The organism is Paenibacillus tundrae, assembly GCF_036884255.1.
In the GTDB taxonomy this organism is placed as follows: Bacteria; Bacillota; Bacilli; order Paenibacillales; family Paenibacillaceae; genus Paenibacillus.
This window is the reverse complement of the sequence record NZ_CP145605.1, coordinates 6,327,461-6,352,986: the sequence shown is the minus strand read 5'-3', so window position 1 is coordinate 6,352,986 and position 25,526 is coordinate 6,327,461. Positions and strand designations below refer to the sequence as shown.

At 45.8% G+C, this 25,526-nt stretch carries 25 protein-coding genes; 19 read left to right on the top strand and 6 right to left on the bottom strand.

From position 1 onward, the window contains the following. The first annotated feature begins 4 nt into the window (after window positions 1-4). The 6 genes from V6W81_RS28385 (at window position 5) to V6W81_RS28360 (ending at window position 6,411) form a co-directional block, all read left to right on the top strand. Window positions 5-1,378, top strand: a complete 1,374-nt coding sequence (locus V6W81_RS28385; protein WP_338541101.1) for an ABC transporter substrate-binding protein — start codon at window positions 5-7, stop codon at window positions 1,376-1,378. Window positions 1,379-1,538: 160 nt separating this feature from the next. Beyond that, complete coding sequence (locus V6W81_RS28380; RefSeq protein ID WP_338541100.1) at window positions 1,539-2,315, top strand: HAD family hydrolase; 777 nt, start codon at window positions 1,539-1,541, stop codon at window positions 2,313-2,315. After that, on the top strand, window positions 2,308-2,646 hold the full coding sequence (locus V6W81_RS28375; protein WP_128104115.1) for a DMT family transporter: 339 nt from the start codon (window positions 2,308-2,310) through the stop codon (window positions 2,644-2,646). Before V6W81_RS28380 ends, V6W81_RS28375 begins: the two co-directional genes overlap by 8 nt. Continuing rightward, window positions 2,646-3,728 (top strand): metallophosphoesterase family protein, encoded by a 1,083-nt coding sequence (locus tag V6W81_RS28370; protein ID WP_338541099.1) that lies wholly within the window; start codon window positions 2,646-2,648, stop codon window positions 3,726-3,728. Before V6W81_RS28375 ends, V6W81_RS28370 begins: the two co-directional genes overlap by 1 nt. A 348-nt stretch (window positions 3,729-4,076) precedes the next feature. Then, window positions 4,077-4,736 carry a CPBP family intramembrane glutamic endopeptidase gene (locus V6W81_RS28365; protein WP_338541098.1) on the top strand — a complete coding sequence of 220 codons (660 nt, stop codon included), beginning with the start codon at window positions 4,077-4,079 and terminating at the stop codon, window positions 4,734-4,736. A 217-nt stretch (window positions 4,737-4,953) separates the two neighbouring features. After that, window positions 4,954-6,411: a carboxylesterase/lipase family protein gene (locus V6W81_RS28360; RefSeq protein ID WP_338541097.1), complete on the top strand. Its 1,458-nt coding sequence runs from the start codon at window positions 4,954-4,956 to the stop codon at window positions 6,409-6,411. Window positions 6,412-6,618: 207 nt separating this feature from the next. Here V6W81_RS28360 and V6W81_RS28355 read toward each other — a convergent pair whose 3' ends face one another. Next, a complete protein-coding gene (locus V6W81_RS28355) occupies window positions 6,619-7,770 on the bottom strand; it encodes a VanZ family protein (protein ID WP_338541096.1) in 1,152 nt (383 codons plus the stop codon). Window positions 7,771-8,220: 450 nt separating this feature from the next. Between V6W81_RS28355 and V6W81_RS28350 the strand changes: the two genes are divergently transcribed. The 5 genes from V6W81_RS28350 (at window position 8,221) to V6W81_RS28330 (ending at window position 13,444) form a co-directional block, all read left to right on the top strand. Next, window positions 8,221-8,562: a zinc ribbon domain-containing protein YjdM gene (locus V6W81_RS28350; protein WP_056703219.1), complete on the top strand. Its 342-nt coding sequence runs from the start codon at window positions 8,221-8,223 to the stop codon at window positions 8,560-8,562. Window positions 8,563-8,756: 194 nt separating this feature from the next. Beyond that, window positions 8,757-9,314 carry an RNA polymerase sigma factor gene (locus V6W81_RS28345; protein ID WP_145044896.1) on the top strand — a complete coding sequence of 186 codons (558 nt, stop codon included), beginning with the start codon at window positions 8,757-8,759 and terminating at the stop codon, window positions 9,312-9,314. Next, complete coding sequence (locus V6W81_RS28340) at window positions 9,268-10,935, top strand: DUF4179 domain-containing protein (protein ID WP_338541095.1); 1,668 nt, start codon at window positions 9,268-9,270, stop codon at window positions 10,933-10,935. The genes V6W81_RS28345 and V6W81_RS28340 overlap by 47 nt, the downstream gene beginning before the upstream one ends. Window positions 10,936-11,376: 441 nt before the next feature. Next, window positions 11,377-12,189, top strand: a complete 813-nt coding sequence (locus V6W81_RS28335) for a class I SAM-dependent methyltransferase (protein WP_338541094.1) — start codon at window positions 11,377-11,379, stop codon at window positions 12,187-12,189. A gap of 193 nt (window positions 12,190-12,382) precedes the next feature. After that, a complete protein-coding gene (locus V6W81_RS28330; protein WP_128104104.1) occupies window positions 12,383-13,444 on the top strand; it encodes an LLM class flavin-dependent oxidoreductase in 1,062 nt (353 codons plus the stop codon). 147 nt (window positions 13,445-13,591) lie between these two features. Here V6W81_RS28330 and V6W81_RS28325 read toward each other — a convergent pair whose 3' ends face one another. Both V6W81_RS28325 and V6W81_RS28320 read right to left on the bottom strand, forming a co-directional pair. Further along, a complete protein-coding gene (locus tag V6W81_RS28325; RefSeq protein WP_338541093.1) occupies window positions 13,592-14,050 on the bottom strand; it encodes a hypothetical protein in 459 nt (152 codons plus the stop codon). Between the two features lie 181 nt (window positions 14,051-14,231). Further along, window positions 14,232-14,696, bottom strand: coding sequence for a DUF4385 domain-containing protein (locus tag V6W81_RS28320; protein ID WP_338541092.1), 465 nt, complete (start codon window positions 14,694-14,696; stop codon window positions 14,232-14,234). A gap of 192 nt (window positions 14,697-14,888) precedes the next feature. On the opposite strand from V6W81_RS28320, the gene V6W81_RS28315 reads away from it, so the two are divergent. The 5 genes from V6W81_RS28315 (at window position 14,889) to V6W81_RS28295 (ending at window position 18,830) form a co-directional block, all read left to right on the top strand. Next, window positions 14,889-15,383, top strand: a complete 495-nt coding sequence (locus V6W81_RS28315; protein ID WP_338541091.1) for a hypothetical protein — start codon at window positions 14,889-14,891, stop codon at window positions 15,381-15,383. Then, a complete protein-coding gene (locus V6W81_RS28310; RefSeq protein ID WP_338541090.1) occupies window positions 15,380-16,384 on the top strand; it encodes a carcinine hydrolase/isopenicillin-N N-acyltransferase family protein in 1,005 nt (334 codons plus the stop codon). Before V6W81_RS28315 ends, V6W81_RS28310 begins: the two co-directional genes overlap by 4 nt. A 51-nt stretch (window positions 16,385-16,435) precedes the next feature. Next, window positions 16,436-16,903, top strand: a complete 468-nt coding sequence (locus V6W81_RS28305; RefSeq protein ID WP_338541089.1) for a YfbM family protein — start codon at window positions 16,436-16,438, stop codon at window positions 16,901-16,903. A 102-nt stretch (window positions 16,904-17,005) separates the two neighbouring features. Next, the gene (locus V6W81_RS28300; protein WP_338541088.1) at window positions 17,006-17,146 is read left to right on the top strand and encodes a hypothetical protein; all 141 of its coding nucleotides are present in this window, start codon (window positions 17,006-17,008) and stop codon (window positions 17,144-17,146) included. Between the two features lie 181 nt (window positions 17,147-17,327). After that, complete coding sequence (locus V6W81_RS28295; RefSeq protein ID WP_338541087.1) at window positions 17,328-18,830, top strand: copper amine oxidase N-terminal domain-containing protein; 1,503 nt, start codon at window positions 17,328-17,330, stop codon at window positions 18,828-18,830. A 79-nt stretch (window positions 18,831-18,909) separates the two neighbouring features. Here V6W81_RS28295 and V6W81_RS28290 read toward each other — a convergent pair whose 3' ends face one another. The 3 genes from V6W81_RS28290 to V6W81_RS28280 are packed head-to-tail and all read right to left on the bottom strand — an operon-like array spanning window position 18,910 to window position 21,793. Further along, window positions 18,910-19,368, bottom strand: a complete 459-nt coding sequence (locus tag V6W81_RS28290; RefSeq protein WP_338541086.1) for a GNAT family N-acetyltransferase — start codon at window positions 19,366-19,368, stop codon at window positions 18,910-18,912. Then, window positions 19,365-20,285, bottom strand: coding sequence for a D-alanine--D-alanine ligase (locus V6W81_RS28285; RefSeq protein WP_338541085.1), 921 nt, complete (start codon window positions 20,283-20,285; stop codon window positions 19,365-19,367). Before V6W81_RS28285 ends, V6W81_RS28290 begins: the two co-directional genes overlap by 4 nt. A gap of 56 nt (window positions 20,286-20,341) precedes the next feature. Then, window positions 20,342-21,793, bottom strand: a complete 1,452-nt coding sequence (locus V6W81_RS28280; RefSeq protein WP_338541084.1) for a PLP-dependent aminotransferase family protein — start codon at window positions 21,791-21,793, stop codon at window positions 20,342-20,344. Between the two features lie 791 nt (window positions 21,794-22,584). Between V6W81_RS28280 and V6W81_RS28275 the strand changes: the two genes are divergently transcribed. From V6W81_RS28275 to V6W81_RS28265, 3 genes are all read left to right on the top strand, one after another. Continuing rightward, a complete protein-coding gene (locus V6W81_RS28275) occupies window positions 22,585-22,941 on the top strand; it encodes a nucleotide excision repair endonuclease (RefSeq protein ID WP_338541083.1) in 357 nt (118 codons plus the stop codon). 368 nt (window positions 22,942-23,309) lie between these two features. Beyond that, the gene (locus V6W81_RS28270; RefSeq protein ID WP_145045209.1) at window positions 23,310-24,059 is read left to right on the top strand and encodes a Bax inhibitor-1/YccA family protein; all 750 of its coding nucleotides are present in this window, start codon (window positions 23,310-23,312) and stop codon (window positions 24,057-24,059) included. A gap of 216 nt (window positions 24,060-24,275) precedes the next feature. After that, window positions 24,276-25,505, top strand: coding sequence for an AraC family transcriptional regulator (locus V6W81_RS28265; RefSeq protein WP_338541082.1), 1,230 nt, complete (start codon window positions 24,276-24,278; stop codon window positions 25,503-25,505). Window positions 25,506-25,526: the final 21 nt, after the last annotated feature.

Below are 25,526 nucleotides of genomic sequence, written 5' to 3'. Positions count from 1 at the left end.
AACAATGAAATGGAGTCAAGCTAACATGACATGGAAAAACAGACTGAGGTCAAACTGGAAGGGTGGCATGTCCCTCGTACTAGCAGCGAGTTTTGCTCTACTGACAGCTTGTGGATCATCGACACCAGCCGAGTCCGATACAACGGCTGCTGCAAGTGGAACAGACACTCAGGCAAAGGCGCCGGTAGAGATTGAGTTCTGGTATGGTCTCGGTGGTAATCTGGGTGACAATATGAAGAAAACGATTGATGCGTTCAATGCTTCCCAGGACGAAGTTGTTGTCAAAGGAATTGTACAGGCAGACTACACAGAGACCGAACAGAAGCTGCAAGCAGCGATTGCTTCCAAGAAGGTTCCAGCGGCTGTACTGAGTGCCAATATCGACTGGGCGCGCAAAGGCTACTATGCACCGATGGATGAGATGATCGCAGCCGATACGAATTTCCAAAAGGATGACTTCATTCAAACGTTTCTGAACCAAGGAGAAGTGGACGGAAAACAATACTTCTTGCCGATGTATGGAACAACTCAAATCATGTATTACCGTATGGATACGCTCAAAGAGAACGGAATCGACCCGGCAAGTCTGACCTCATGGGAGAAACTTGCTGAGGCAGCAGCGAAAATGAGCAAACAAGAGAATGGCAAGACCACCTTCTATGGCTGGCAACCTATGTGGGGTAGGGACAATATGATTGATGCTGTAATGGGTAAAGGTGGACAAATTCTTAGTGAGGATGGCAAGACCGTTATGGTTGATTCCCCAGAGTGGATCGAGACATGGGATCTGTTCCGTAAATGGATTCACGAAGATAAGATCATGGGCATCGAATATGGTGGTCAAGGTTGGGAGTATTGGTACAAAACGATTGATAATGTGATGAAAAACAAAGCAGCAGGTTACACCGGCTCCAGTGGTGACCAAGGTGACCTAGACTTCAGCATTGTCGCTGCGATGCAACAACCAGGCTGGGAAGGTATTGGTGAAGGTAAGCCAGTTGCGAATGCGATTCTGGCAGGTATCCCGGCAGCGGCAAGCCCTGAGCAACAACAAGCGGCATATAAATGGCTGACGTACTTCTCTAAGACTGAAAACACGGCTGCATGGTCGATGAACACAGGTTATATCGCAGTTCGTCAATCCGCTCAAGATGATCCAGAGTTCAAGAAGTTCAGTGAGGAAAATCCACAAATTACAGTACCGCTTCAACAAGCAGCTCATGCATCCGCTCCATTCCGTGATCCAACGGGCGGCAAGATCAATGATGCATTGAAGGGTGCGGCAGATAAAGTGCAGATCAACAACGTTCCGGCCGCAGAGGCATTGAAGGAAGCGAAGGAGAAAGCTCAGAAAGAGCTTGATCGTATCGCGAAGTAAGGCTGAGCTAAGCTACCTTTCAGCCATAGATCTAGAATAACTTAATCAGTATTGATACGGGGATTATATTGATAACAGAAGCAATCAAGCCGGGAGGGCGGTACATGCAAGATGTACCGCCCTTTCGGTTCATTACGATCGTAGATAAGGAGTTTAGCAGATGCTACAAGAGGGGACGTATGTAGGTGGATCACTCCATCCGATTCAAGCCGTCCTGTTTGACAAAGACGGAACGCTACTGGATTTTACTAGGATGTGGGGGTTCTGGACGGATTGTGTGCTTAATGACTTCAGAGAACGGTTGGCTGCCAGAGAAATGCATATCGATGCCACTGATATTCCACAGATCTGGGGTACGGTGCATGATGAGCAGGGACGTATGAATGGGTATGATGTACGGGGACCACTCGCCATGGGGACGATGGATGAAGTATATGCCGTGTTGACCTGGCATGGATACCGAGCAGGATTGAGCTGGGCTGAAGCCAAGATCATGGTGCGAGATTGTCTAGCGCATGCAGAAGAGGCGATGGAGATTCATCGTCCGGCATATCCACTACAAGGTGTTCGTGCATTCTTAGAGCAATGCCGTAACCAAGGCGTGGTGATGGGGGTTGTGACAGCAGACGATACCCCTAGTGCAGTTAAACATCTGCAATGGATGGGGTTGGAGTCATTCTTTGACGTCGTAATTGGTACGGACCTCGTGGATCGTGGCAAGCCTTTTCCCGATATGGTGTCGCTCGCCTGTGTGAAGTTAGGTATACCTGCATCGCAGGTCTTGGTTATCGGTGATACGGATGGTGATATGGAGATGGCACGCGCGGCTGGTGCAGCTTATAAGATTGGAATTGGAGAACCGGGGCGACTTACACTCGCAGATCGGACGATTCAGTCATTTCATGAACTTCTGAATGGTGGTTTGGCGAATGACTAATGCTCAAACGTATCTGGGGTGGGTACTGCTCGCCCTCGCCATTGGACTGGAGCTGAGCGCCACCATTTTGCTCAAAGTATCGGACGGCTTCTCTCGTTTATGGCCTTCGGTGATGATGTTTGTCTGTTATGGAGCAAGCTTTACGTTCCTCAATTTCGCAGTGAAATATATGCCTCTAGCGGTGGCTTATGCGATCTGGTCTGGCGTGGGTATTACACTTATTGGTATTGTGGGTCATTACTATTTTGGCGAACGTCTTCGGTTGACTTCTATGGTATGGATTGGCTTTATTCTGATCGGCATTATTGGACTGAAATGGAGTGATTCCTGATGAAAAAAGAACAGTTGCCTGAGCTGCCTCTTGCCAGCTTTCAAGTGATTACGGATACGCATGTACGAGATGATGCAGGTCATATTCATAACCGGCATTTGGAGCAGGCCTTGGCCGATATAGCGACCTTCAGTCAAGGAAGCAGTGGCATTATGCATGTTGGTGACGTGACGGATCGAGGTCTGCCGGGCGAGTATCGTGAACTAGAGCGCATACTGAAGCAACACGCTGGGAACTTGCCTGATATCCGCTATACGGTGGGAAATCATGATATTGGCGCTATCGTATTTCAAGATCCTCCGTTGCCTCTGATGGCAATGACGTCTGCCAAAGTAGCGGAGTTGTTAGAGCAAGATAAACATGTGGAGCCAACAATAACACAAACGAGAGCTGAATCGGCTGCACTGGTTGAGCAGCTATCCCACGGTTTGTATACTGTACCTGCTCATGTTTCATCAGATGGGAAGCCTGTTCCTTCCGAGGTTGAGCCGATTACAATTGCTGAGTTGTGGCATCGTCGGTTGAATGACTTTGAAATTACTACAGGTATGAAACGTTCTTATCACGATCATTGGATTAACGGGTATCACTATATTTTCTTAGGTACAGAGCAACCTCATCCGAAGGATTGCGAGTTGTCTGCCGAACAATTGGTATGGCTTGAGCTTAAGCTGTCTGAGCATGCGACGCCAGATCGTCCGATCTTTCTGTTCCTGCATCAGCCACTCATGAACACGGTAGCGGGATCAATGAAGGAACAAGGATGGTACGGGGTGAATCAGGATGCTGAGCTTAAAGCAGTTCTAGCCCAGTATCCGCAGGCTATTCTTTTCACAGGACACACGCACTGGCAGCTTGAAGCACAGCGTACAATGTACGATGGAGAAGGGTACATGCCAACCATGTTCAACGCATCTTCTGTTGGTTATCTCTGGACGGATCAGGACGAACATCTGGAGGGCAGCGAAGGACTTCATGTGGAGATTTACAAGGATCGGGTCGTTGTGAAGGGGAGGAACTTCGTGACAGGTGAATGGATTGAGGGTGCGGTGTTTACGGTACATTATCCAGTATTAGATTAATCATGAGGCAATCATAGATGAGCAGAAGCAGTTCACATGTGGTGAGTTAGTTTACGTTAAGGGGTCATCCTTAGGGGTGGCTCTTTTAGTTTTAGGTAGATTATGCCATTCTTATTTTGGTACAGTGTAGGTTGGATTGGTTTAGCTTGGATACGCTGCATCTGAAAGCATGCACACAGTATGACTCGCCAAGACAATAGTGCTCACGGTCAGTCCTCGAAATTACGGAGAAAGGAGGTTAGATCAATGAAAGGGCACCGTCCCCTAATATTAATACATATCAGCCTAATCTTATCAGGTGTTTCTTTTAAGGGTTAGATGTATATCACAAAGAGGTGAAACTTACGAATGCCGCTAGACAGAAGTTACAGTTTGAAAGAGGTAATTAAACAACTAGGATTAATACTGCTACTGCCTGCAATCTTTTTTATCATTACATCCTTAATATTAGAGATGTTAGGCGTGAAAAATGTAGATTCAACGTTTGTATTCATATTGTTTCAAATCATAACGTATACGTGGTTTCTTGCGCTTAATCCAAGGTTCAGAGAATACATACGTGATCCTCTATGCTCCAAAGTAAAGATAAGAACGGCTGCCTTCTATATCATCGCTGGGTTCGTATTGATGGCACTAACTTCAGTGCTAATCTTAGGAACTGGAATAGAAACAAATGAGGGTCAGCGTCATCTCTTCGAATCGAGTGATCTTCGTTCAGCCGTGACGTTTCAGACGATCATTGCTGTCATAGCCATTGGTCTTATTATTCCGTTCTTCGAGGAACTGCTGTTTAGAGGATTGCTCTTCACGACACTTTCCAATAAATATGGAGCATGGTGGGCATTAATCATCTCTTCGGTGATCTTTGGTATGCTGCACGGTGGTGTTTTTATAGCTACGTCCATTTTTGGACTCGTGTTTGGCTACATTTTTTATAAAACAAAATCACTGATCCCAGGGATTATACTCCATATGATCTGGAACTCATTAAGTGTGTTTATCACATAAGACATGTCGACAGAGAGATCAAGTTAGAAGAAGAAAGTTCCACGTGAAACGTAGTAGAATAGCGGAGATTGGGTAAAGTTGTAAATGGGTATGCCAACGATTTATACTCAAATAGATACACATGCGAATCACTTCAAGTGCGTGTTCAGAAGCTTACTTTTTGAAAAATCTTTTATATGTTAGTTTAACCTATCCATGGAGAGGAAGTAGAAGCGGCATGAGAGAACTTCAAGTTGAAACGAAGTATGGTACAGTTCAAGGCGAGCTTTTGCATGGTACACGTGTGTGGAAAGGTATCCCGTATGCCAAACCGCCAGTAGGGGAGTTGCGTTTTCAAGCGCCAGTACCACCGGAATCATGGGATGGAATCAGACAGGCTACACAATTTGGGCCTGAGAATATACAGCCTCGCCACGAATCAGATTGGACAGGTGGGCAACGGCCAGTGGAATCAGAAGACAGTCTATATCTGAACATCTGGGCACCGGAAAAAGAAAGCACTAATCCTCTACCGGTTATGGTATGGATTCATGGGGGCTCATTCGTATCGGGCTCAGGCAGTCAGCCGATGTACGATGGGACACAATTGGCTCATAGAGGCGATGTTATCGTTGTCACCATCAACTACCGACTCGGACCACTCGGTTTCCTGCATATGGCTCCACTCGGTGAGTCCTATGTAACGAATGCAGGTCTGCTTGATCAGGCGGCAGCTCTACAGTGGGTGAAGGACAATATCTCGACGTTTGGCGGGGATGCGAACAATGTTACGGTATTCGGAGAATCGGCAGGTAGCATGAGTATCGCAGCTCTAATGGCTATACCTGCGGCTAAAGGATTGTTTAACCGTGCCATCATGCAAAGTGGAGCTTCACAGTTCATAACTGCAGAACAAGCATCTGCGATGCGTGAGGGGATGTTGAAGATTCTTGGCGTTGAGCCAGACAATCTGCAAAAACTGAGAACTATTTCGGCAGAGGAGATTATCGCAGCAGGTCAGACCCTTAAACAGCAGATCGGTGCTGGGATGGCTCTGTTATTCCAGCCTGTACTGGATGGCAATACCCTACCCCAGGCTCCTCTTGAAGCGGTGAACGTAGGTTTCGCGCAGGACATTCCGGTATTAATTGGAACAACACTGCATGAAGGTGCGCTATTTATCCAGCCACATGTGCCTTTCTCACCCGAGATTGATATGGTACAAGGTGTGGACTTTATGGCACCAGATCTGGAGAACCGTGTGGCGATTGCAGATCGTTATCCCAAAACGGCGGATGGCCAAGCTCAGGTGATGACGGATCTCTTCTTCTGGCGCTCATCGTTGCAGTATGCGGCAGCTCAGCAAAAGCACGCACCCGTCTGGATGTATCGCTTCGATTGGGTGATGCCAGAGCATCCATTGTTAAAAAGAGCCATTCACAGTATTGAAATGTTCTTCGTGTTCAATACATTACCTGTATTGAAATTCATGAATGCCGAGCCGGACGAGGCAGCAGCAGAGCTTGCACTCAAGGTACAGGATGCCTGGATTTCCTTTGCCAAGCACGGTAAGCCAGAGACGGCGGGCATAGCTTGGCCTGCATATAAACAGGATCGCGCAACGTTAATTTTCAACCATGAGATTGAAATTGTGCATGATCCTGAAGCGTCTAAGCGGGAGTTACTAGGTCTATAAAGGTATAACGGATATAACGTGGTATAACGAAGTTCTTTATCCTATTTTCCCCAAGGGTATGAACACCGCGGTGCATATTTGAATTCTCATATTTACAGGGCAGCTAGGTTGAAACAAGAATAAAGGCGACTTCCATGTACGATTGAATGGAAGTCGCCTTTCGTTATACATCATGATGGAGACTAGCTCGGATAGAACACACAATACCTATTTCCTAGAGGCGCGTGTATGGGATACCTCGTCAAAGTAGAAGGAACGTTTGCCTCCAGAGAACAGCACCATGAGTACATGAATGATGAGGATCAACGAAACGATCATGTACAGGATAACCATCCCGACAGACAGCCAGATTAGATAAGGCTGAAGCAGCCCGTCATGCGTATTTTGGAAGGCATAGTCGTTAACTAACCGAATGATTGCAAATGACAGCCACGGAACGTAGAGTGCAATGAACCTTTTGAATATAGAGGTATACGCAGGTTCACCCGTTTGTTGATTAACATAACGGAACTTCAGGATGACTGAGCCTGGAGTTACTCCGTTTCGCAGCCATGGAACACAGAACAATACAATAAACATACCTATGGAGGTGTTCAACACATCGTTGATTACATTAGCATCGGTGAAGATCGACATCACATTGGCGATAAATACAACCACGATCCCATCAATCATTATTGCGAGCAATTTTGCCACAGGATATACGCGGTTCTGCTCCACAATCTGTTCGCTTTTCGCCTGGATGCTTGCCCGTGAAGGAAACAGCGCCAGTAGAATGGGAGCAACGAGATATCCAAGTACCGCGCCTGACGTGTTGGCTAACAGATCATCCACATCAAACAGACGGTAAGGACAGGTGTAATAACCGTAGAGTCCCGTGAGCTGCGTTAGTTCGAAGAATAGGGATAGTCCGAATCCCCCGAACAGGGCAACTTTCCAGTAAGATCTTTTTTGTAAGAAGTACCGAAGGTAAACACCCAGCGGCATAAGCAGTAGAATATTAAACAAAACCTGCAAGAATGCTCTACCCTGAATCATACCGAGATAGGTGGAGGGCTGTGACCATACGATGGGTGTCTCTCGCATAATGTCCTTCACAAACGTGAACGGGACAAGGTTGTAATAGATCGTATCAGCCGCTTGCTGCGCACAGGTGTTTCGTGTGGATGGCAAAGGAAGGATAACGAGACAGTAGGCAGCCAGAATGTAGAAGATAAACGAAAAGCTAACGAGAAAGCGAGACCAGCTAAAAAAGCCGTCTTTGCGATAACCGTAGATCAGCCACGGAACAAGCAGGAACATGGACATGACGACAAAGATAGCCAATGCCGCCTGTACAGGAAATACATAGGAAGACATGTGAGAGAACTCCTTTATAACGTAATATAGATAGATCTGTGTATGTGACCCTCAATGGGGAAAGCTTCGTAAAATTGTTGCTCAGCATGTTGTGCTGGATAGTTATATGTTAAAGCGATACCCTTAATGTAAGGGATGATTGAACCTTAAATTTGGTTTAAATTCGGTGAGTTTACTTTGGGTATAAGGCATATCTAGGTGGAAGACTGTAGCTTAATCCCTTATACTTGCGAGGAAGCCAATATAAGAGGTTGTTCAAAAAGTCCGCTTTTGATTACGAAGGATGCCTGTCGGCATCTCAGCGTCGAATATGGGATTCAGCCGAAATGTCCGTTGCTCACGTAGTTTTGCCTACGCTCTGCTACTCCATTTCTATCTTCATCCCATCTTCTCGGTACTGAAAACCGCCCTTTTTGAACACGCACTTTAAGAATGGAGAGTTTAATACATATGTCGAATTTGCCTAATTGCCCGAAATGTAATTCCGAGTACACTTACGAGGACGGCAACTTGTTGGTTTGTCCAGAATGTGCTCATGAATGGTCTTTGGATGCTGAGAACGAGAATACAGAGGATAGCAAAGTTGTGCGGGATGCGAACGGAAATGTGCTGAATGATGGTGATACGGTAACGGTCATCAAAGACCTGAAGGTGAAAGGCAGCTCACTCGTCGTGAAGCAGGGCACCAAGGTGAAGAATATCCGTCTGATCGACGGAGATCATGATATTGATTGCAAAATCGATAGCCTAGGTGCGATGAAGCTCAAGTCCGAATTTGTAAAGAAAATCTAGTTATATGGTAGTCTGAGCCGTAGTAACGACCTCTAAGAAAGATGTAGTATGTAAAAGAATGTTCAATTTCGCATATTGTGCGAACTGAATGTTCTTTTTTTGTTATTAGACACGTCAATAAAAAATGAACCTTTCCAAGCAGGGCTTTGTCTATAGATTTGAAGCAGGCAGAAGTACAGAAAGGAGGGTGGATTGTGAGCGATAAAGAATTGTTCGAGATGTACAACAAGGATGTGTACCGCACCTGTTATTACATGCTCCATCATGCGCAGGATGCGGAGGACGTGTGCCACGATGTGTTCATCACCGTATTTCGGCAGGACTGGAGAAAGGTTGAATATATGAAGACGTGGTTGATGAGAATCACGGTAAACCATTGTCTTAACTTTCTGAAGAAGAAGCGCTCTGCTAAAGAGCGGGAGAAGAAGCAGTTTATGCTCACAGCGCAGACCACAGCTCATTCCGCAGATCAGGCAATGGAACAACTAGAGGAATCGGAAGCGTGGAAACAATGGATTCATGAATTACCCGAGAAGATACGTTCAGCTATATTGTTGCGGTATGTGAATGAACTGAGTTTGTCAGAAGCTGCCGAGATTCTAGAAGTGCCGATCGGAACGGTGAAATCCAGAGTGTATAAAGGGCTACGGCTATTACGAAAGAAATGGGAAAAGGCCAGAAAGCTCCACCAGAAAGGGGAAGTGTATGGTGAAAAGTACAGAAAATCTATTGTCTCATCATCTGAAAAATGATAAAGATATCTCTTATCCTGATTTTGATGCAATGTGGAATCAGATTAGCCAGGATCAAGAACGTTGTCCCGCATTACATGTGTCAGGAACCAGGGAATACGCAGGACGACGTATACAATTCAAGAAGACGGTCCTGGTTGGAACAGCCGCAGTTGTGTTGTTGGCAACACCAGTATATGCCGCAGTTCATTATAACTGGGATGATCTTCTGGATGGCAGAAGTGGGATTCAGCATGCTTTACAGATGGAGCTTGGACAGCAGCTTGACCAGTCGATGACGTTAGACGGAGTAACGTTGACGCTGGATACTGCTTTTACAGATGATAACCGTACTGTCATCTTGTATACACTTGATCCGGGGAAGTATACGGGCGACAACATCGAGTTCTCCTCTATCGGTCTTCAGGGCGAGGATGGCAAGCTGATTGAGGGCAGGTATAACCATGTATATGACTCAGATGAAAGCAAGTTTAAGGGATACTTTGAGACCGAGTGGACACCCCAAGGCAAGCTTGCAGATGTTCACTTTACCGTGGGCGGCATTCAGATGTTAGTTCCTACAGAGGCTCCACTTACCATCGATCCGTTGCAAAAGGATGTGCAGACCTTCAACATCGATAAGGATGGTCTGGGAACGTTAGAAGTGAGTGCGTTCAATGACAAGCAAAATCAGGTGATGTTGTCGACGTCTCTGACTTTTGGGCAACCTGAGGTTCGTGACTATGCCTTCCCACAGGTGATTATCTACGATCATGATGGAAATGTAATCAAGGAAAGCACCGGAGGTGTCTTTGGTACACCGGGCGATCATGGCGAATACACAGCAGAGCAGTACTATAGCCTAGAGACGTTGAAGCAATCGGCTGCATCCTATGTGCTGGCTTATAATAGACAGGAAAGTCAGGTGGATCAAGCCTTCACCATCGACATCCAGTTGGATAAGACGGAGATGCTCAGTGGAACGAGTACAAGAGCACTGAATTTACCTATGGAAGGTCTGCTCGAAGGAGCGCTAATCAAAGAAGCTATTATTACCCCTACACAGATCAGAGTGATTATTAGTCACCAGGAGAAATACATGTCATTACCCTATGTGAATTACACACTGGATGTGGAGGGAGCGACGTTGCACGGTGGGTTGATGAACAGTGGCCTGGAGTATGAAACGGAGCTTCGTTTTGAAATAACGCCGGGTATGGAAGTGAATCAGGACACCCCGATCACCTTGATCGCCAGTCACAAAATCAACCGATTCCACGGTGAGTTTGAGCCAGTTACGTTGACACAGATCAGTGAGAAGCCACAACAATTGGATACCGTGCTCGGGGGTTACGTTGTTCATTGGACATATTATCGCAAAGACGGGGATCTATACGTGGAGCGATACAGCGACGATCCTCAGTTTGGCGGGGTGAATCAGACATATATGATCGAGAACGGAAAACGAAACTACGGCAAAATGTCCAAGGTTCAATTCTCCGGTTATGGCGATAACAAGGGCATTGATCAATACAAGCAATACACATCCGATACGGCAACCGTATACCCTTGGGCGTATAGCACAGAGGAGCCTGAACGCAAAGTATCAGTTCAGTTGCAAGAGAGAACGAAAAAACATTGACAGGAAATATATGGTTGAATTATACTGGCTAGAATTTAATGGTCTAAACGATAAACACGATGATCAGGAGTACTAAGGATTATGGTTGGTCTCAGAGAACTGTCGCAAGTGGTGTGAGGCAGTCCAGCCCGTTCCCAACTCGCCTGTGAGTGGCAGGATCGAAGGGTGTGTAAGCAGTTTATGTCCATGCTTAGGCACAGGCTAGGGTCATGCTAAGGCTATGGATCTTAGCGTACAGCCAAGCTAACTGTAGATCCTGACGGTTCATCACCGTGATCAGATGCTGAGATTCTATGACAGATTCATATGTATTCGGTGCATCCTGTCATGGATGAAGAAGAGTGGTACCGCGAAGGTCTAACCTGTCGCCTCTTAGCTGAGGCGGCAGGTTTTTTGCTTTTCTTTGACCTATATATTCAGAAAAGGGTAGGTGGCTAAGGGATGAAGAGAGAGCGTATTATTGATTACTATTCAGGTTTCGATGAGTGGGGAAGGCTGGAACGAGAACCGTTTGAATTCATCGTCAATATGCATTACATCAAGGAGCATCTTCCGGCTGGCGGTTGTATTCTCGATAATGGTGCTGGGCCAGGGAAATATGCCATGGAGCTGGCTAAGTTGGGGTATCGCGTTACTTTGTCTGATCTGACACCAGTATCGGTGGATATTGCACAGCAGAAGGCGCAGGAGCTCGGCTTGATGCAGCAATTTGATGGATTCCATGTGCTGGATGCAACTTCGCTCTCAGGTATCGCGGACGAAACTTATGATGCATCTCTCATGCTGGGGCCATTATATCATCTACAGACCGAGGCGGAGCGAGCGGCGGCTGTACAGGAGTTGCATCGGGTGACCAAACGGGGAGGCGTGGTGTACATCGCGATGCAAAGCCGAATGCGCATGAGTATTAATTCGCTACGCTCACCGCAGCAATGGAGGCCGAACGATCATATGGGAGCGATCCGTTCTTTTGTAGAAAAGGGAATATTCGATCATCAGGATAAGGGACGATTTACGGGAGCCTACTACTTCAACATTCAGGAGGTCACCCCGTTCTTGGAACAGCATGGCTTCGCGACAGAAGCGTTAATTGGTTCATCCAGCCTAGGTGCCATGCTCACAGATGAGCAGCAACAATACTGGCGGGATCGCGGCGAATATGATGAACTGATCGGTTATATGATTGAAGCGGCGAAAGACCCGTCGATCTTGGGCATCTCTTCACATCTGTTGTACATCGGGAGGAAAAAGTAGAACCCAATTAACGTTGGAAATACGTATAAGCAAGCTATGAATATAGAAAAAATAAGAAAAGTGCCCGCTGGAGACAGAGGGTACTTGTTTTTTTTCTCAAAATAGTTCAATATTAAGACATATTACAAAAGGTGATCTACTTACAATAGGTTAGATAGATGACGGATCGCTTCATAACAGGGAGGAACAGACCATGGAAATCGGAATCAGTACATTTGTGGAGACGAACCCGGATGTAAATACAGGAGAATTAATCAGTCATGCACAGCGGATTCGCGACGTAGTTGAGGAAATTGTGTTGGCAGATGAGGTGGGACTGGATGTATACGGCGTAGGTGAACACCATCGTGTTGATTATGCCGCTTCATCACCTGCTGTTATTTTGGCAGCAGCAGCTTCACAGACGAAGAACATTCGGCTGACAAGTGCAGTAACGGTATTATCATCGGATGATCCGGTACGGGTATTTCAGGATTTTGCAACACTGGACGGCATTTCGAATGGTCGTGCAGAGATTATGGCTGGACGGGGATCATTTATCGAATCCTTCCCATTGTTCGGTTATGATCTGAACGATTACGACGAGTTGTTTGACGAGAAACTGGATCTATTGCTGAAATTGCGCGATTCGGAAAAAGTAACCTGGGAAGGCAAACACCGTCCTTCCTTCAACAACCTGGGCATCTATCCACGCCCGGTACAGGAGAAACTACCGGTATGGATCGGCAGTGGCGGTAACCAAGAATCCGTTGTTCGTGCAGGGCTGCTCGGCTTACCACTGGTGCTTGCTATTATTGGTGGTCGTCCAGTGCAATTCGCACCATTGGTACAGCTGTACAAGAAGGCAGCTGCTCATGCAGGGCATGACGCATCGAAACTGACTGTTGCTTCTCACTCTCATGGCTTTATTGCAGATACGATGGATGAAGCGGTAGAGAAATTCTTCCCACCAGCACAAGCGGTGATGAACATGCTGGGACGCGAACGTGGCTGGGGGCATTACAGCCGGGCAACGTTTGATGCGGCGCGTAGTCTGGAAGGCGCATTGTACGTGGGCGACGTGGAAACCGTAGCTCAGAAAATCATCTACCTGCGCAAAGAAGTGGGCATCACTCGCTTCATGCTGCACACCCCACTCGGCACAATGCCGCATAATGAGGTTATGCGTGCGATTGAGCTGTTGGGTAAAGAGGTTGCTCCAATCGTACGCAAGGAAATTGCACGTTGGGAAGCGGAGAACGGCGAGAATAACTAATAGTCAGATAGCTATGAGGTATTATTGAGATAAGCTTAAAGTTAGATAGATGATAGAGCATAAAACAAGGAGCAGATTCTTCCGTACGGTGCGGTGAGTCTGCTCCTTGTTTTTGTTTGCATGCGGTGCACAAACCAACTAAATCCATTAATCCATATGCAATGCCGCAAATAAGATGCTAAGCGCAGACGCACATAATGCAATCAATTGCGGTTTAAGACCCAGTCCTTTGAAGTCGAATACGGTGGGTAACAGCCAGTACAGCATAAGAAGTGTCCAGCTAGCACTCGCGATACCTGCGATGAGCAGTTGTTTGCCTGAAATATCTCGCACCGGTGATCCCAACAGACCTGGGAACAACGTGTCACCCATTAATCTCACATTCCAATATGCAATGAGGAAGAAAATAAGTACCACCAGCATAGTACCTATAATCATCATCGTATCTTTACTCAGCCATAGCTTGATCGCTGTTTGATTTTCACGTTTCATGCCACCGAAGCCGATCAGAAAAAATATAAATCCCACAACTAGCCCTGTGCCAGACGCGGCAGCGCAGAGAATTTGAAGAATGATTCCCGCGATCCCGGCAATCCATACGATCATTCCATCACCTGTTTCCAAGAATGAGGCAAGCTTGAGAAACTGTACAATTGTTTGCTACGTCAGTTCGCTACTTGTTGAGTTCATTCTATATTGTTATGACCCATTGTACGCCCCATCTTCGTTAGACTCAATATGAATCCATGGCATGTTAGTGCATCACATCCCACATAGGGGCAGGTGGCTACTCGTCGGCTTGTTCGTAGTTTTCCCGGTGCTCCTTCTTCATTTGCACATAATCGGAATCAGACTTGGCAATCTCCCATTGTGCTTTGAAAATAGCTGCGGCCTCTGCTTTTACCTTATCGTTCTGATACGGCAGAATGGAGCCATCTTCCTTCGAATACTTGCGTCCACCTTTATGGTTGGTATATCTTCTGGCTCGGGTGTACCCCATCTGAAGGAACTTGCGAGCCATGTCCATCCCCACAAAATCTCCTTGTTCTTTATACTCCAAAAAGAGCGCATAGATCTTCTGCGAGGATTCGGTTGCAATCTCTGGTGTTTTGAACCGCCAATGCGGAAGGATCTCGCTTTTGTATGGTTCAACCATGAGTACACCTTGCTCTCCGCGTCCTACGGTATACAGTTCAGGTTGCTTGCGCAGGTCAAGCTCCTTGTAATTCAGATCGTAATCGAACTTTTTCATCTGCTTGTCATCCTCCTTCATAGTTTGGATTAGGGCTTGCTCTCACCTTGGGGAAGACTACTCTGTTTAGTTATTCATTGATAACGTTATACCCGCGAATATAATTTATGAAAAAGATTAATTGACATATAATATGTCGTTTGTATAATGAGAATAAGAAAGTGACATAAAATACGTCAACGGGGGAGTAATATGAGTCGAGTGAATATGGCATCAATGACGGTTCTGCAATACTTGGCGCTTGTCCATCAGTTATCTTACACCGAGTTGTGTAAAACAATCGGAATGACGCCTCAACAATTCAATGATTGGGTCAAAAAACGACGTCCAGTCCCACAAGATCGACTACAGCAAGTTGCACAATTTTTTCAAATAGACTCTTCAGTACTCGTATATGAGACAAACTATTTACGGGATCTCACTCCAGAGAACAAAGTACAGGTACAGATGATTTATATCAAGAAGCAGCTTGAGCAGGAGGGAGACGTAACTGAACAAGAGGCACTTAGACAAAAGCTCATTCAGCTACAGGAGGAGAAACGAAAACAGGCCTTAATCACTCAGTTTACAGCAGCTGTTAACCAAGCGGATGAACAGTTACTTCAGGAGTACGAGCAATTGGTAAATAGATTAAGCAACTCAGCTATTGGAGATGCACGTTTACTACGAGAGGAGGATAAGGAATGAGCACGGCTTTCACACTGCAATTACAGGGAACAACTTGGGTATGCAAAAACCAGGATGTTATCTACGATGGTGTCTATCTGTTTACAAATCAACGAGGACTAAGCAAAACAGCCTTGATGCCACCGCCCTCAATTCCTGCAACTTGGATCTCCGTCTATGGCAGTCTTGCTATCTCTCAGGTAGGCAAAGAGAATCCGAATGGGGGAATAAATGAAGCGGGTCTTGTTGTTGAACAAACAACACTTTGGTCAAGTGAATATCCAACAGTTGATGAGCGTCCTGCAATAAGTGAGTTGCAGTGGATACAGTATCTTCTGGATACTAGCCGTACGGTTCAGGAAGCGTTGAAATGTGTTGAAAATATTCGCATAGCCCAGGCTACATCTCAACTGCATTATTTAATTGCGGATCGTAGCGGAGATTACGCCATCGTTGAATTTATTAGTGGTCAGATGTTTGTGCACCGCAGACCGTTACCGTTTGCTGTGATTACCAATACAGCTTACGGTGATGCAATTCATGATTTGAAGGCAGGACAGAGTGAGTGGGCATCTATGACGGATTATGAGCGGAATTCGATGGAGCGTCTCCAAACGGTCAACGACGCTCTTGCTAGTACGAGTCCTATGCTAAACGCTGGAAACGTAATGAAGCTTTTTGATCTGCTAGGTTCCTCTAGCCGTCCAGACACCGTTTATTCTTTGGTATATGATCTCGAACATTCTGAGATTCATATAACAACTAGAAATCACGCGAATTGTATTGGAAAGATACGACTGAAGGATTTTAACTTTGATAAGTCTTCACCTGCTCAAGTATTAGATGTGCAAACGGGATGGGGAGCACATAGAGCATTGGTTTTCCAAGATTATTCGGCTGAGCTGAATATGGCAGCAGTGCGTTCCTTTTTCCGAGATCCTGTATTAACGTCTGTGTTCCAATGGGAGATTTCCGAGGAACTGATTCATCATATAGCTCATTATCCCGATTCTTGTGTCTGAACCGAGGTTAATGGTGGACAAGAGCAATCATCGTTCAGGAGGGATAATGCTATGGGAATGTCCGGCAGATATGTTGTGGTTACCGACGAATTAGTTGAATCCATCAAGGCGGGAGAAGTCAGTGTACACGATTGCCCCGTCGATCTTGATATTGATAAAGTGTGGCAGATGTTGCAGTTCACGTTGACGGGGAAAATGGCAGAAGGTGAGCCACCTCTCGGTTACGTGGTGCCGCTTGCAGGTGAGCAATATCTGGGGAATTACTCGGATATGGATCTGTTTCTACTTACGAACGAACAGGTATTGGAAGCCTATATGGCGATGGAGCAACTGGATCGCGATGAATTGAAGGCGCGTTTCAGCTTACAGGACATGATGGATAAAGACGTCTATCCTGTGATGGAAGGCTGGGATGAAGAGGCAACATTTCAAGAGATCATTCAGACCTTGGATGAGGTTCAGGCATTATACCAAGCGACGGCTGGGAGCGGAAACGGGATAGTCTTTTATATTTTCTAGGTGCGAAGCTGTAACCTGTTTGACCCGCCTATATTCGGGTTATTGATAGAAATAAGGCTTACGCCTTAACCTACAAATCCGGTAGAAGAGAGGGAATAGGATATGACACAAGAACAGAACCAGAATGCTGAGAACGAAGAGAACAAAGCCATTCAAGATGATGAACCGGATCAATTCGAAACGCCTGTAACTGCAGAAGACGAAGAGTCGACCAGCGGTAGCGATGAGAACTCTGGAGCATAAGTGAAGAGCTTATCTGATATATAGTATTGTGACAAAGATCGGAAATCTCTTCCGGTCTTTTTGGCATTTTTTTGTTAATCTGGTTTACAACAATTACCTATAGCCTTCATAATAGGAGTGAACCGTATTATTCGAAGGAGGAGATCATATTAAGAATCGAAGGTTAGCTAAATGGATCGCCGTGCCGCTTGTTTTAATGATGGTTGCGCTTACGGGATGTCAGGCTGTAGGCGGGGTTGATATTAGCAAAGCAATGGCTCAGAGCACAACGGTGAAGTCCGTTGAATCCAAACAATCACTGAAAATTAACATTGAACCAGCAACAGAGCTGGCAACTGCTAAAGACCTTGAAATGATTGAGCTTATTAACTCTATTTCTCTAGATATTAGTGATGCCAAAGTGAAAGACACAAGCACTGCATCCGTCGAAGGTGCAGTTGGTTTTCATGGGAAGAAGTTGCCTTTCCATCTCTCCATGAACGAGAAGGAAATGGTGATTGATATGGAAGGAGCACAGAAGCCTCTTTACATATCTCTGGAGTCACTTGAGGGACAGGATGACCTGCTCATGATCGATACGGAGGCACTTGAGAAGCAGATTGAAGAGCTTTCTCCTAAATTGCTTTCTTTTGTAATGAAGCATCTGTCTAATCCCAAAAACATTTCGGTAACACCCGTGCAGGAGTCCGTAAACGGTGAAACGCTAAGTCTCTCGAAATTGCACATGGAGATTACCGGTGAGGAATTGCTCGCAATGGTGAAGCCGTTCTTGGAAAGTGTAGCGAAGGATGAGCAAGGCCTGAAAGACCTGATTGGTGATCTGTATGATGTGATCGTTCCGATTATCGCAGCCGTGAATCTGACAGAGCCTACCGATGGCGTTGATTTGAATGCAATGATTCCTGAATCCAAGGAAGTTGCTGTTGCTTCCATGTACGCGATGGTGAAGACAGGTCTCGACGAGATTCTGGTGAGTTATGATCAGGAGCTGGATAAGCTGTTGACCGAGACGCCTGAGCTGAAAACGGTGTTTGGTACAGAAACCAAGCTGGTACTCGACTACTTCCTAGACAGCAAACTCGATGTTCGTAAACAGAATTTTGAGATGAAGGTAGCATTGCCAGCATCCCAAGACCTGCCACTTCAATCTGTGACCGTATCAGGGGACAGTGAGCAGTGGAATATTGGCGGCGACGTGACTGTGGATGCAGTAGATACATCTGCGGGCGTACTCGATATTATGACAACAGAGATCACTCCAGGTACCATGCTGCGTAATTTCGATTCAAATTCAGTGATGTATCAGTTGTTAAAGGATGAAATGAGCATTACGAATAAACATGTGATGTTGATGCCAGAGGATGAGTACTTTGGTGTCGTGACTGAGAAAAATATAACATTTGTCCCGCTTCGTTACTTGTCTGAGGAATTGGATGCGGAGGTAAAATGGACAAAAGGTTCTGATAAGATCGTTGTTATTGACGATATCACAGGCAACGAAATTGTACTGACAGTAGGCTCTAACCAAGCCATCGTCGCAGGTGAGGAAGTCAACCTAACTCACCCAGCTTATGTGAACAAAAACGGCACAACCTATGTTCCACTTCGCTTTGTAGCTGAAGCTCTGGGAGCAACAGTAGACAAGGAAAAAGAAACAGGTTGGATTTACATCGTACGTCCATAAGTGTTAAGAAGCAAAAGACCTTCTCCAGTAATAATGGGGGAAGGTCTTTTTTTTATTATTCAAAAAATGAACGATACACTTACGTGTGTTGTAACATTTGAAGCCTTTTGCTAAATCCAGTGCTCCCAGCCGTATAACCCATCTGTGCATAAAACTCATGAGCAACCTGGCGCTCTGGTCGATTGCCGCTGTTCAGAGAAACTGTTTCGATACCCTGAGCAGATGCCCAATGTTCCGCAGCTTGAATGAGTTGTCGGCCGATACCGGAGCCTCTATATTGCTTATGAATGACCAGAGCTGCAATGCGACAATGGCGACCACTTTGCTCATACATATAGAATGTCTGCAATCCGATCATACCTACTGCTCGCCCGTGTAACTCCGCCACCAGTGTCGTATAACTAGGATCTGAAGCAAGATAGGTATAGCGCTCTAGCATATCTGCATACGTTGTTGGATACCCAAGCTGATCCATGAGAGTGACCAAATCTGGAAGATCATCCGGAGAGCTGTGCCTTATCGTAATATCTGTACTCATCCGCTCTTCGCCTCTTTTCGCCGTTGTTGCAGTGAGAGTTCAATAATGGAGTCGAGTAGTTTGGCAAAAGAGATACCGGCAGCGTCTGCACTCTTAGGCAACAGACTATTTCGAGTGAGCCCAGGAAGTGTATTGACCTCAAGCACATAAGGCATGCCATCTCGGATAATCATGTCCACACGTGCATAGACGCTGCACTTTAACACGCGATAACAGGTTAATGCAGCAGCCTCCACATGTTTATGGATATCGGCAGGTAATTGAACAATGCGTTCCTCGGCGCCGCCATCATCGTACTTGGAGGAGTAGTCGAAGAACGCTCCGCTTGACCGGATTGAGATGACAGGCAGCATGGTGCCATCCAGTATTGCACATGTAATCTCTTCACCCTCAATATATTGCTCGATCATCACCGTATCATCCCAAGCAAGTGCTGCCTCAGTAGCGTCACGAAGTGCACTGGGTTCACGTACAATCTGCGTGCCAATGCTGGAGCCACCAGAGTTAGGCTTCACGACCACAGGATAGGATAGCTGCGTCACGGTTGTGGAGGATAGCTCCTCCAGATCACTGATTTGCACCCATTCTACCGTGGGCACACCGGCTTGCTGCATAATTCGCTTGGAGATATCCTTATCCATGCAGACACTACTTGCAAGCACACCACAGCCTGTATAGGGAATACCTAGTGAATCGAGGGTGCCCTGAATGGTGCCATCCTCACCGTATTTGCCATGTAGAGCGAGTAACGCGATATCCAGTCCTGCGGACTTTTCAATGAGCTCCCGCTTGTTATTGATGACAACGGGGACAACTTCATACTTCTGTGGATCCAGGTGCGTGATCATCTCCTGTCCGGTAAGCAGGGAAATATCCCGCTCCGAAGATGTTCCACCCATGATGACGCCAACCTTCATGCGTAATCCTCTCCAATCCATCGAATTTTATCAACTACATTCAACCAAACCATGCATCACTGCATCGTTCTTGCCGTCTCACCTATGATCCGAATACCTTTGCGTATGTTATCATCGCTCACTCTGGAGAAGCCTAGACGCATCGTGTTCAGTCCCTGTCCGGGTTCCAGATAGAAGGTATCTCCAGGTGTGAAGGTGACTCCTTTTAGTTTGCAGGCAGCAAGTAGATCCCTTGTTCGAAACGCTGCTGGAAACTGTACAAATAAGTGCAGTCCCCCTTCGCCGGAAATACGGCACATGGGGAGATGCTGGCGCAAGCAGCGAACAACCAGCTCATATTTGCGTTTATATTCGGCCCGAGCGCGCTTCAGATATTTATCGAAATTACCATTGCTCAGATACTGATAGAGCAAGGATTGATCCAGCGTTGAGGTATGAATGCTCCGAGCCCGTTTCATACTTTCCAGATAATCAATCAATGCAGCATCTGCGATGATCCAACCGACGCGTAGTCCTGGAAAGAGCACCTTGGAGAAGCTACCGAGATACACCAGTCCATTACCCTTGCCCATGCTGGCGATGAGGGGAGAGACGTGTGAGCCAGAGTAGCGAAGCTCTTCATTGAACCCATCCTCGATCATGGGAACGTGATATTGATTCATTAAGCGAATAATTTCAGCCCGTTTGGCGGGTGATGTGACGATGCCCGTTGGGTTATGGTAGGAAGGTACCAGATAAGCGAGATCATATGAGTGCTTCATCAGTTCCTGTTCCAGTTGCCCTAGATGAAGACCATCTGGCTCCATTTCCACGCCGGTAAGGTGAAAATTATGAAGCTTTAGGTTTTTGATTGCCGTGTGGTGGGTGGGATTCTCACATAACGCTCTACCGCTTTTTTTGCGAAGGGCACCAAGCACAAGGTCGAATCCTTCCGTGAACCCATTCGTTATGAGGATGTCCTTGCCGCTCAGATCCACACCCTTGTTCTCCATATACTGCCGTAGATACTTCATAAGGGGACGATATCCTTGAGCATATCCGTAATTCAGGAGCACTTCACCTTCAAGTGACATCCGATCGAGGAAAGCCCTCTTCACATTGTGCAGATCGAACAGCTTCTCATCTGGAGCAATGCTGGTGAACGAGATTTCTCCACGTTCGGCACCAGAACCATGCTTCATCAGATCGTATTGCTCTGCCTGGATTGCATAGTCGCTAACATGATTGTTCCAGTCCAGCGTCCAACCCGAAGCTGACTCTGGTGTATCCACCGCAGCACTGACATAGTTCCCTTTGCCCTTAACTGCATAGATCAGCCCTTCCTCTTCAAGCTCGGCATATGCGAGCAGAACGGTACTGCGGCTTACACGCATAAGCGTGCTCAGTTCTCGGGTCGAAGGAAGCTTCTGGTCTGCCTGTAGGCCGCCTTTGAGTATGAGTCGCTTCATATAATCTTTAACTTGTATATATACAGGGCGGTCGTCCGTCAATTGTAGATCGGAATACATCCCATCACTCCCTCTATGTGCTATCTTGCCATATTATAAATACGCCGGAAAGAACCACGGTCCCTTTGTTTCGTGGCACGGGTGGTTCCCATTTTGAACACGCACTATTATTCAGAAGACAAATAAAAAAGCCCTGGCTTCTGCCGGGCTGTTTGGTAAAACTAGATCCTGTTTTTTCTATAGTTCTGCTGCTATAACGTTCTAAGATTGCATGGCATGACTAATCTCTCTAGGATCAAAAGCTACTTGTCCTTCTACGTGTGTCTATTTAGTTCGTACGACTATCATTGCAGGCTTTCTACATGAATCCATTGCTATACCATTCGTCAATCTAATTCTTGCTACGTTTGCTTGCTGCAAGGGTCGAATAGATGATAAATCTAAAAGCTATTGGCTAAGTGTGACACCGACTGTACTCTTATGTGGCCACATGACGAATTCAGTATGAAAAAGAGTGCCAATCATAGGGTACAATAGACGTGAGTAGATATAAAGACGTATGTCTTAGTGCCCAATTTCTTCCTCATACCCCTATAGTACCACTTTGAATCAGGGAAGTTAACCTTTTTTTTGAAATATTTGTCGTAATAGTTGAAAAAAGCGTGAATTGTGCGTCTAATAGTGCAAGTTCAATAAGAATGGCTGGTTGAATGACATCTTTCACATTGAATTATATTAGGCATCCGTCATAATCAAAAGTGGAATTTTGGAACAAACTAACAGAATGAAATAGTCTCCTTTTACAATATGTGATAGGATGTAAGCCTAAAGATAATGAGGAAGTGAGCCAATTGATTCAAATTACTGTGCCAACACCAGATGTCACCATCACGAAGCAGGCTAATCCGCAGCTTAGCCATATTTACGGATTTACGGATTTTCATCTCATCACGCGTGAACAGGGTGGCATTTATATGTTCTTCAATGCTGATGAAGAGTTGTTATTTGTCGGAAAAGCGAGAAAATTAAGACCACGTATTAAGAAGCATTTTGAGGACACCGTATCCCCAATCAAGAATCACCGTGAAGAAGTGACGAAGATTGAAGTATGTCTGGTTGAAGATCCGATGGATCGTGAAATCTACGAGACGTATATCATTAACACGATGCGTGCGAAATACAATGTAGATAAAGTGTTATACAAGTAAGTTTACGAGTACGAGTAGGCTGAACAAGTAAGGTAGGGTGAAACCGCACTGTTGAGGGCTATCCTTCTCAGGTGTGATTTATGGACACGGGTGTGATCTTACGGTTACATCCGTATCTAAGTTTCTCCTGAACAAGGCTGTAGTTAAGATCGAAATAACGAGATGTTATTGACTCTCGTGGATTGCAGGAGCTATACCGTATCCTAAGAGATGCGCATTGATGCAAAATTATTAGTATTGCAGCAACCAACCAGCATTCAACTCCAAGGTAGATGAAACAGAAGCACAAGTAGTAGTCATATAGGAAACAAACAATTAGAGTGTATTACGTTTTTGAGCAACAACATTACATAGAAGAGGTGATTGGTTTGATCGGTCGTAGTGGTAATCCGACACTGAAAGAAAGTACATTTGAAGGCAACAGAGGGTATGGAGATGATCGGTATCAGCAATTCATGACGATTAACGGTACAGTTAACAAGGCATTTATCACGTTGATCATCCTGCTAGGTAGTGCATTTGCTACGTGGATGATGTTTTTTAACGGACAAGAAGTGCTTCCACTGGCTTATGGTGGGCTGATCGTCGGTTTTATTCTAGCGCTAATTATTTCATTTAAACCAGTAGCTGCTCCATATCTGGTACCGATCTATGCCGTCGCAGAAGGTATGTTCCTCGGCGCGTTCTCCGCAGCCTATGAATCGTTGTACAACGGAATTACGTTGCAGGCTGCTCTGTTGACGATGGCTGTCTTTGTCGCATTATTAGTGGCCTACAAAACTAGATTGATTAAGGCAACGGAGAACTTCAAGCTGGGCGTTGTTGCTGCAACCGGCGGTATTATGATTATGTATCTTCTAAGCTTCGTACTGCGTCTGTTCGGAATTACAGTCCCTTACTTGCATGACAATAGTCTGATTGGGATCGGTATCTCAGTGGTGATCGTCATTGTGGCGGCGCTGAATTTGGTGCTTGATTTTGACTTTATCGAGCATGGGGCAGAGCAGGGAGCACCCAAATATATGGAGTGGTATGGAGCATTTGGTTTAATGGTCACGCTGGTGTGGTTATACATTGAGATTCTGCGTCTTCTCAGCAAATTGCGGAGCAGAAACTAGGGGCAGCATTGGTAGATTAGGTGGATTGCTAAGACCAAGCCTGTAGGAATCAGCATTAGAGCTAACGCGTGTCTAAACACGACGTTAGCTTTTTTGTTTATACTCCTTAATTAGTACGATAACGATCCGAATTCTACAGATATAGATTGACCATGAGAAAAATAATATGATACCTTAAATGATAATGGTTCTCATTTATCTGAAAGGAGTCATGTCATGATATTCGATAAGGGAACACATGCCGCCAAACCAATGCTTGCTAATACAGCGCCAGTATCGAGCCGAAGCGCTAAGGCAGATATCGCTAAAGTTAAGACATATATGGCTCAACATTATAACTTACCATTATCTATTGCTGATCTGGCCGCAAGAGCCAACATCAGTCCGAAATACTTTGTAGATTTATTCAAGAAAACCTATGGTCAGAGTGCAATGGAGTACTTAACCGATCTTCGCATTAATCATGCCAAGCGATATCTGAAGGAGTCTGGAGATAAGTTACGCGACATCGCACAGAAGGTGGGGTATAGCGACGAGTATTATTTTAGCCGGAAATTTAAAAAAGAAGTGGGCATTTCTCCATCGGATTATGCAAGAAATACGAAGAAACGCATCGCCACATATTCCTCCAATATGATTGGGCAGCTTCTGGCGCTCGGTATCATGCCTGTTGCTGCGCCCATCGATCCAAAGTGGACAGCGTATTACTATAATGTGTATCGCACAGAGATCCCATCTCATCTGAAACTGACAGATCCATATACAAGCTGGCGAATGGAAGCAAATGTGGAGAAACTGGTGCATATTCGCCCAGACGCCATTATTGGCAATGATCAGATTAGTGAGCAGGATGAGGCGAAGCTGGCCGAGATTGCTCCGTGCTGTGTCGTACCTAGGCATCCATCGGATTGGCGTACGCAATTGCGTACGATTGCTACTTTTTTGGAACGGGAAGAGCAGGCAGAGCAATGGATCGATGCATATCATCAACGGGCGCAAGAAGCGCGGGAACATGTAGAGAAGGAAATGGGTCAGGAAAAGGTACTCGTACTTCGTGTGTATGGTCAATACCTCTATCTCTACAGCAATCCGGGTATACAAGAGATATTTCATCATGCGCTACAACTAGATACCATGCTGGATGTGAACGCAAGTGTACCTATAACAATGGAGCAAATTGCTGCGATGAATCCAGACCGTATGATCGTTATGGTGTGTCCAGAAGCGGCATCACGGGCAACGTGGCTCAGCTTACAGCACTCGCCTATATGGCGACAGCTCAAGGCAGCGCAGCTTTATCAGATCCACCTGATTGCAGGTGATCCGTGGTTCGACTACTCTGCTGTAGGTGTGATGCGTATGCTCAGCGAAGCCTTGCTTATGTTTACGGGATATTGTCCAAATGGTTATCTGGATACTGTCCATGGTGGTTCACGAGTGACATGACATATAATCCTACTATCTAAA

Coding starts and splice junctions, on each gene's coding strand:
- V6W81_RS28385 (WP_338541101.1), top strand. CDS start 5: ATGAAATGGAGTCAAGCTAACATGACATGGAAAAACAGACTGAGGTCA.
- V6W81_RS28380 (WP_338541100.1), top strand. CDS start 1,539: ATGCTACAAGAGGGGACGTATGTAGGTGGATCACTCCATCCGATTCAA.
- V6W81_RS28375 (WP_128104115.1), top strand. CDS start 2,308: ATGACTAATGCTCAAACGTATCTGGGGTGGGTACTGCTCGCCCTCGCC.
- V6W81_RS28370 (WP_338541099.1), top strand. CDS start 2,646: ATGAAAAAAGAACAGTTGCCTGAGCTGCCTCTTGCCAGCTTTCAAGTG.
- V6W81_RS28365 (WP_338541098.1), top strand. CDS start 4,077: ATGCCGCTAGACAGAAGTTACAGTTTGAAAGAGGTAATTAAACAACTA.
- V6W81_RS28360 (WP_338541097.1), top strand. CDS start 4,954: ATGAGAGAACTTCAAGTTGAAACGAAGTATGGTACAGTTCAAGGCGAG.
- V6W81_RS28355 (WP_338541096.1), bottom strand. CDS start 7,770: ATGTCTTCCTATGTATTTCCTGTACAGGCGGCATTGGCTATCTTTGTC.
- V6W81_RS28350 (WP_056703219.1), top strand. CDS start 8,221: ATGTCGAATTTGCCTAATTGCCCGAAATGTAATTCCGAGTACACTTAC.
- V6W81_RS28340 (WP_338541095.1), top strand. CDS start 9,268: ATGGTGAAAAGTACAGAAAATCTATTGTCTCATCATCTGAAAAATGAT.
- V6W81_RS28335 (WP_338541094.1), top strand. CDS start 11,377: ATGAAGAGAGAGCGTATTATTGATTACTATTCAGGTTTCGATGAGTGG.
- V6W81_RS28330 (WP_128104104.1), top strand. CDS start 12,383: ATGGAAATCGGAATCAGTACATTTGTGGAGACGAACCCGGATGTAAAT.
- V6W81_RS28325 (WP_338541093.1), bottom strand. CDS start 14,050: ATGATCGTATGGATTGCCGGGATCGCGGGAATCATTCTTCAAATTCTC.
- V6W81_RS28320 (WP_338541092.1), bottom strand. CDS start 14,696: ATGAAAAAGTTCGATTACGATCTGAATTACAAGGAGCTTGACCTGCGC.
- V6W81_RS28315 (WP_338541091.1), top strand. CDS start 14,889: ATGAGTCGAGTGAATATGGCATCAATGACGGTTCTGCAATACTTGGCG.
- V6W81_RS28310 (WP_338541090.1), top strand. CDS start 15,380: ATGAGCACGGCTTTCACACTGCAATTACAGGGAACAACTTGGGTATGC.
- V6W81_RS28305 (WP_338541089.1), top strand. CDS start 16,436: ATGGGAATGTCCGGCAGATATGTTGTGGTTACCGACGAATTAGTTGAA.
- V6W81_RS28300 (WP_338541088.1), top strand. CDS start 17,006: ATGACACAAGAACAGAACCAGAATGCTGAGAACGAAGAGAACAAAGCC.
- V6W81_RS28290 (WP_338541086.1), bottom strand. CDS start 19,368: ATGAGTACAGATATTACGATAAGGCACAGCTCTCCGGATGATCTTCCA.
- V6W81_RS28285 (WP_338541085.1), bottom strand. CDS start 20,285: ATGAAGGTTGGCGTCATCATGGGTGGAACATCTTCGGAGCGGGATATT.
- V6W81_RS28280 (WP_338541084.1), bottom strand. CDS start 21,793: ATGTATTCCGATCTACAATTGACGGACGACCGCCCTGTATATATACAA.
- V6W81_RS28265 (WP_338541082.1), top strand. CDS start 24,276: ATGATATTCGATAAGGGAACACATGCCGCCAAACCAATGCTTGCTAAT.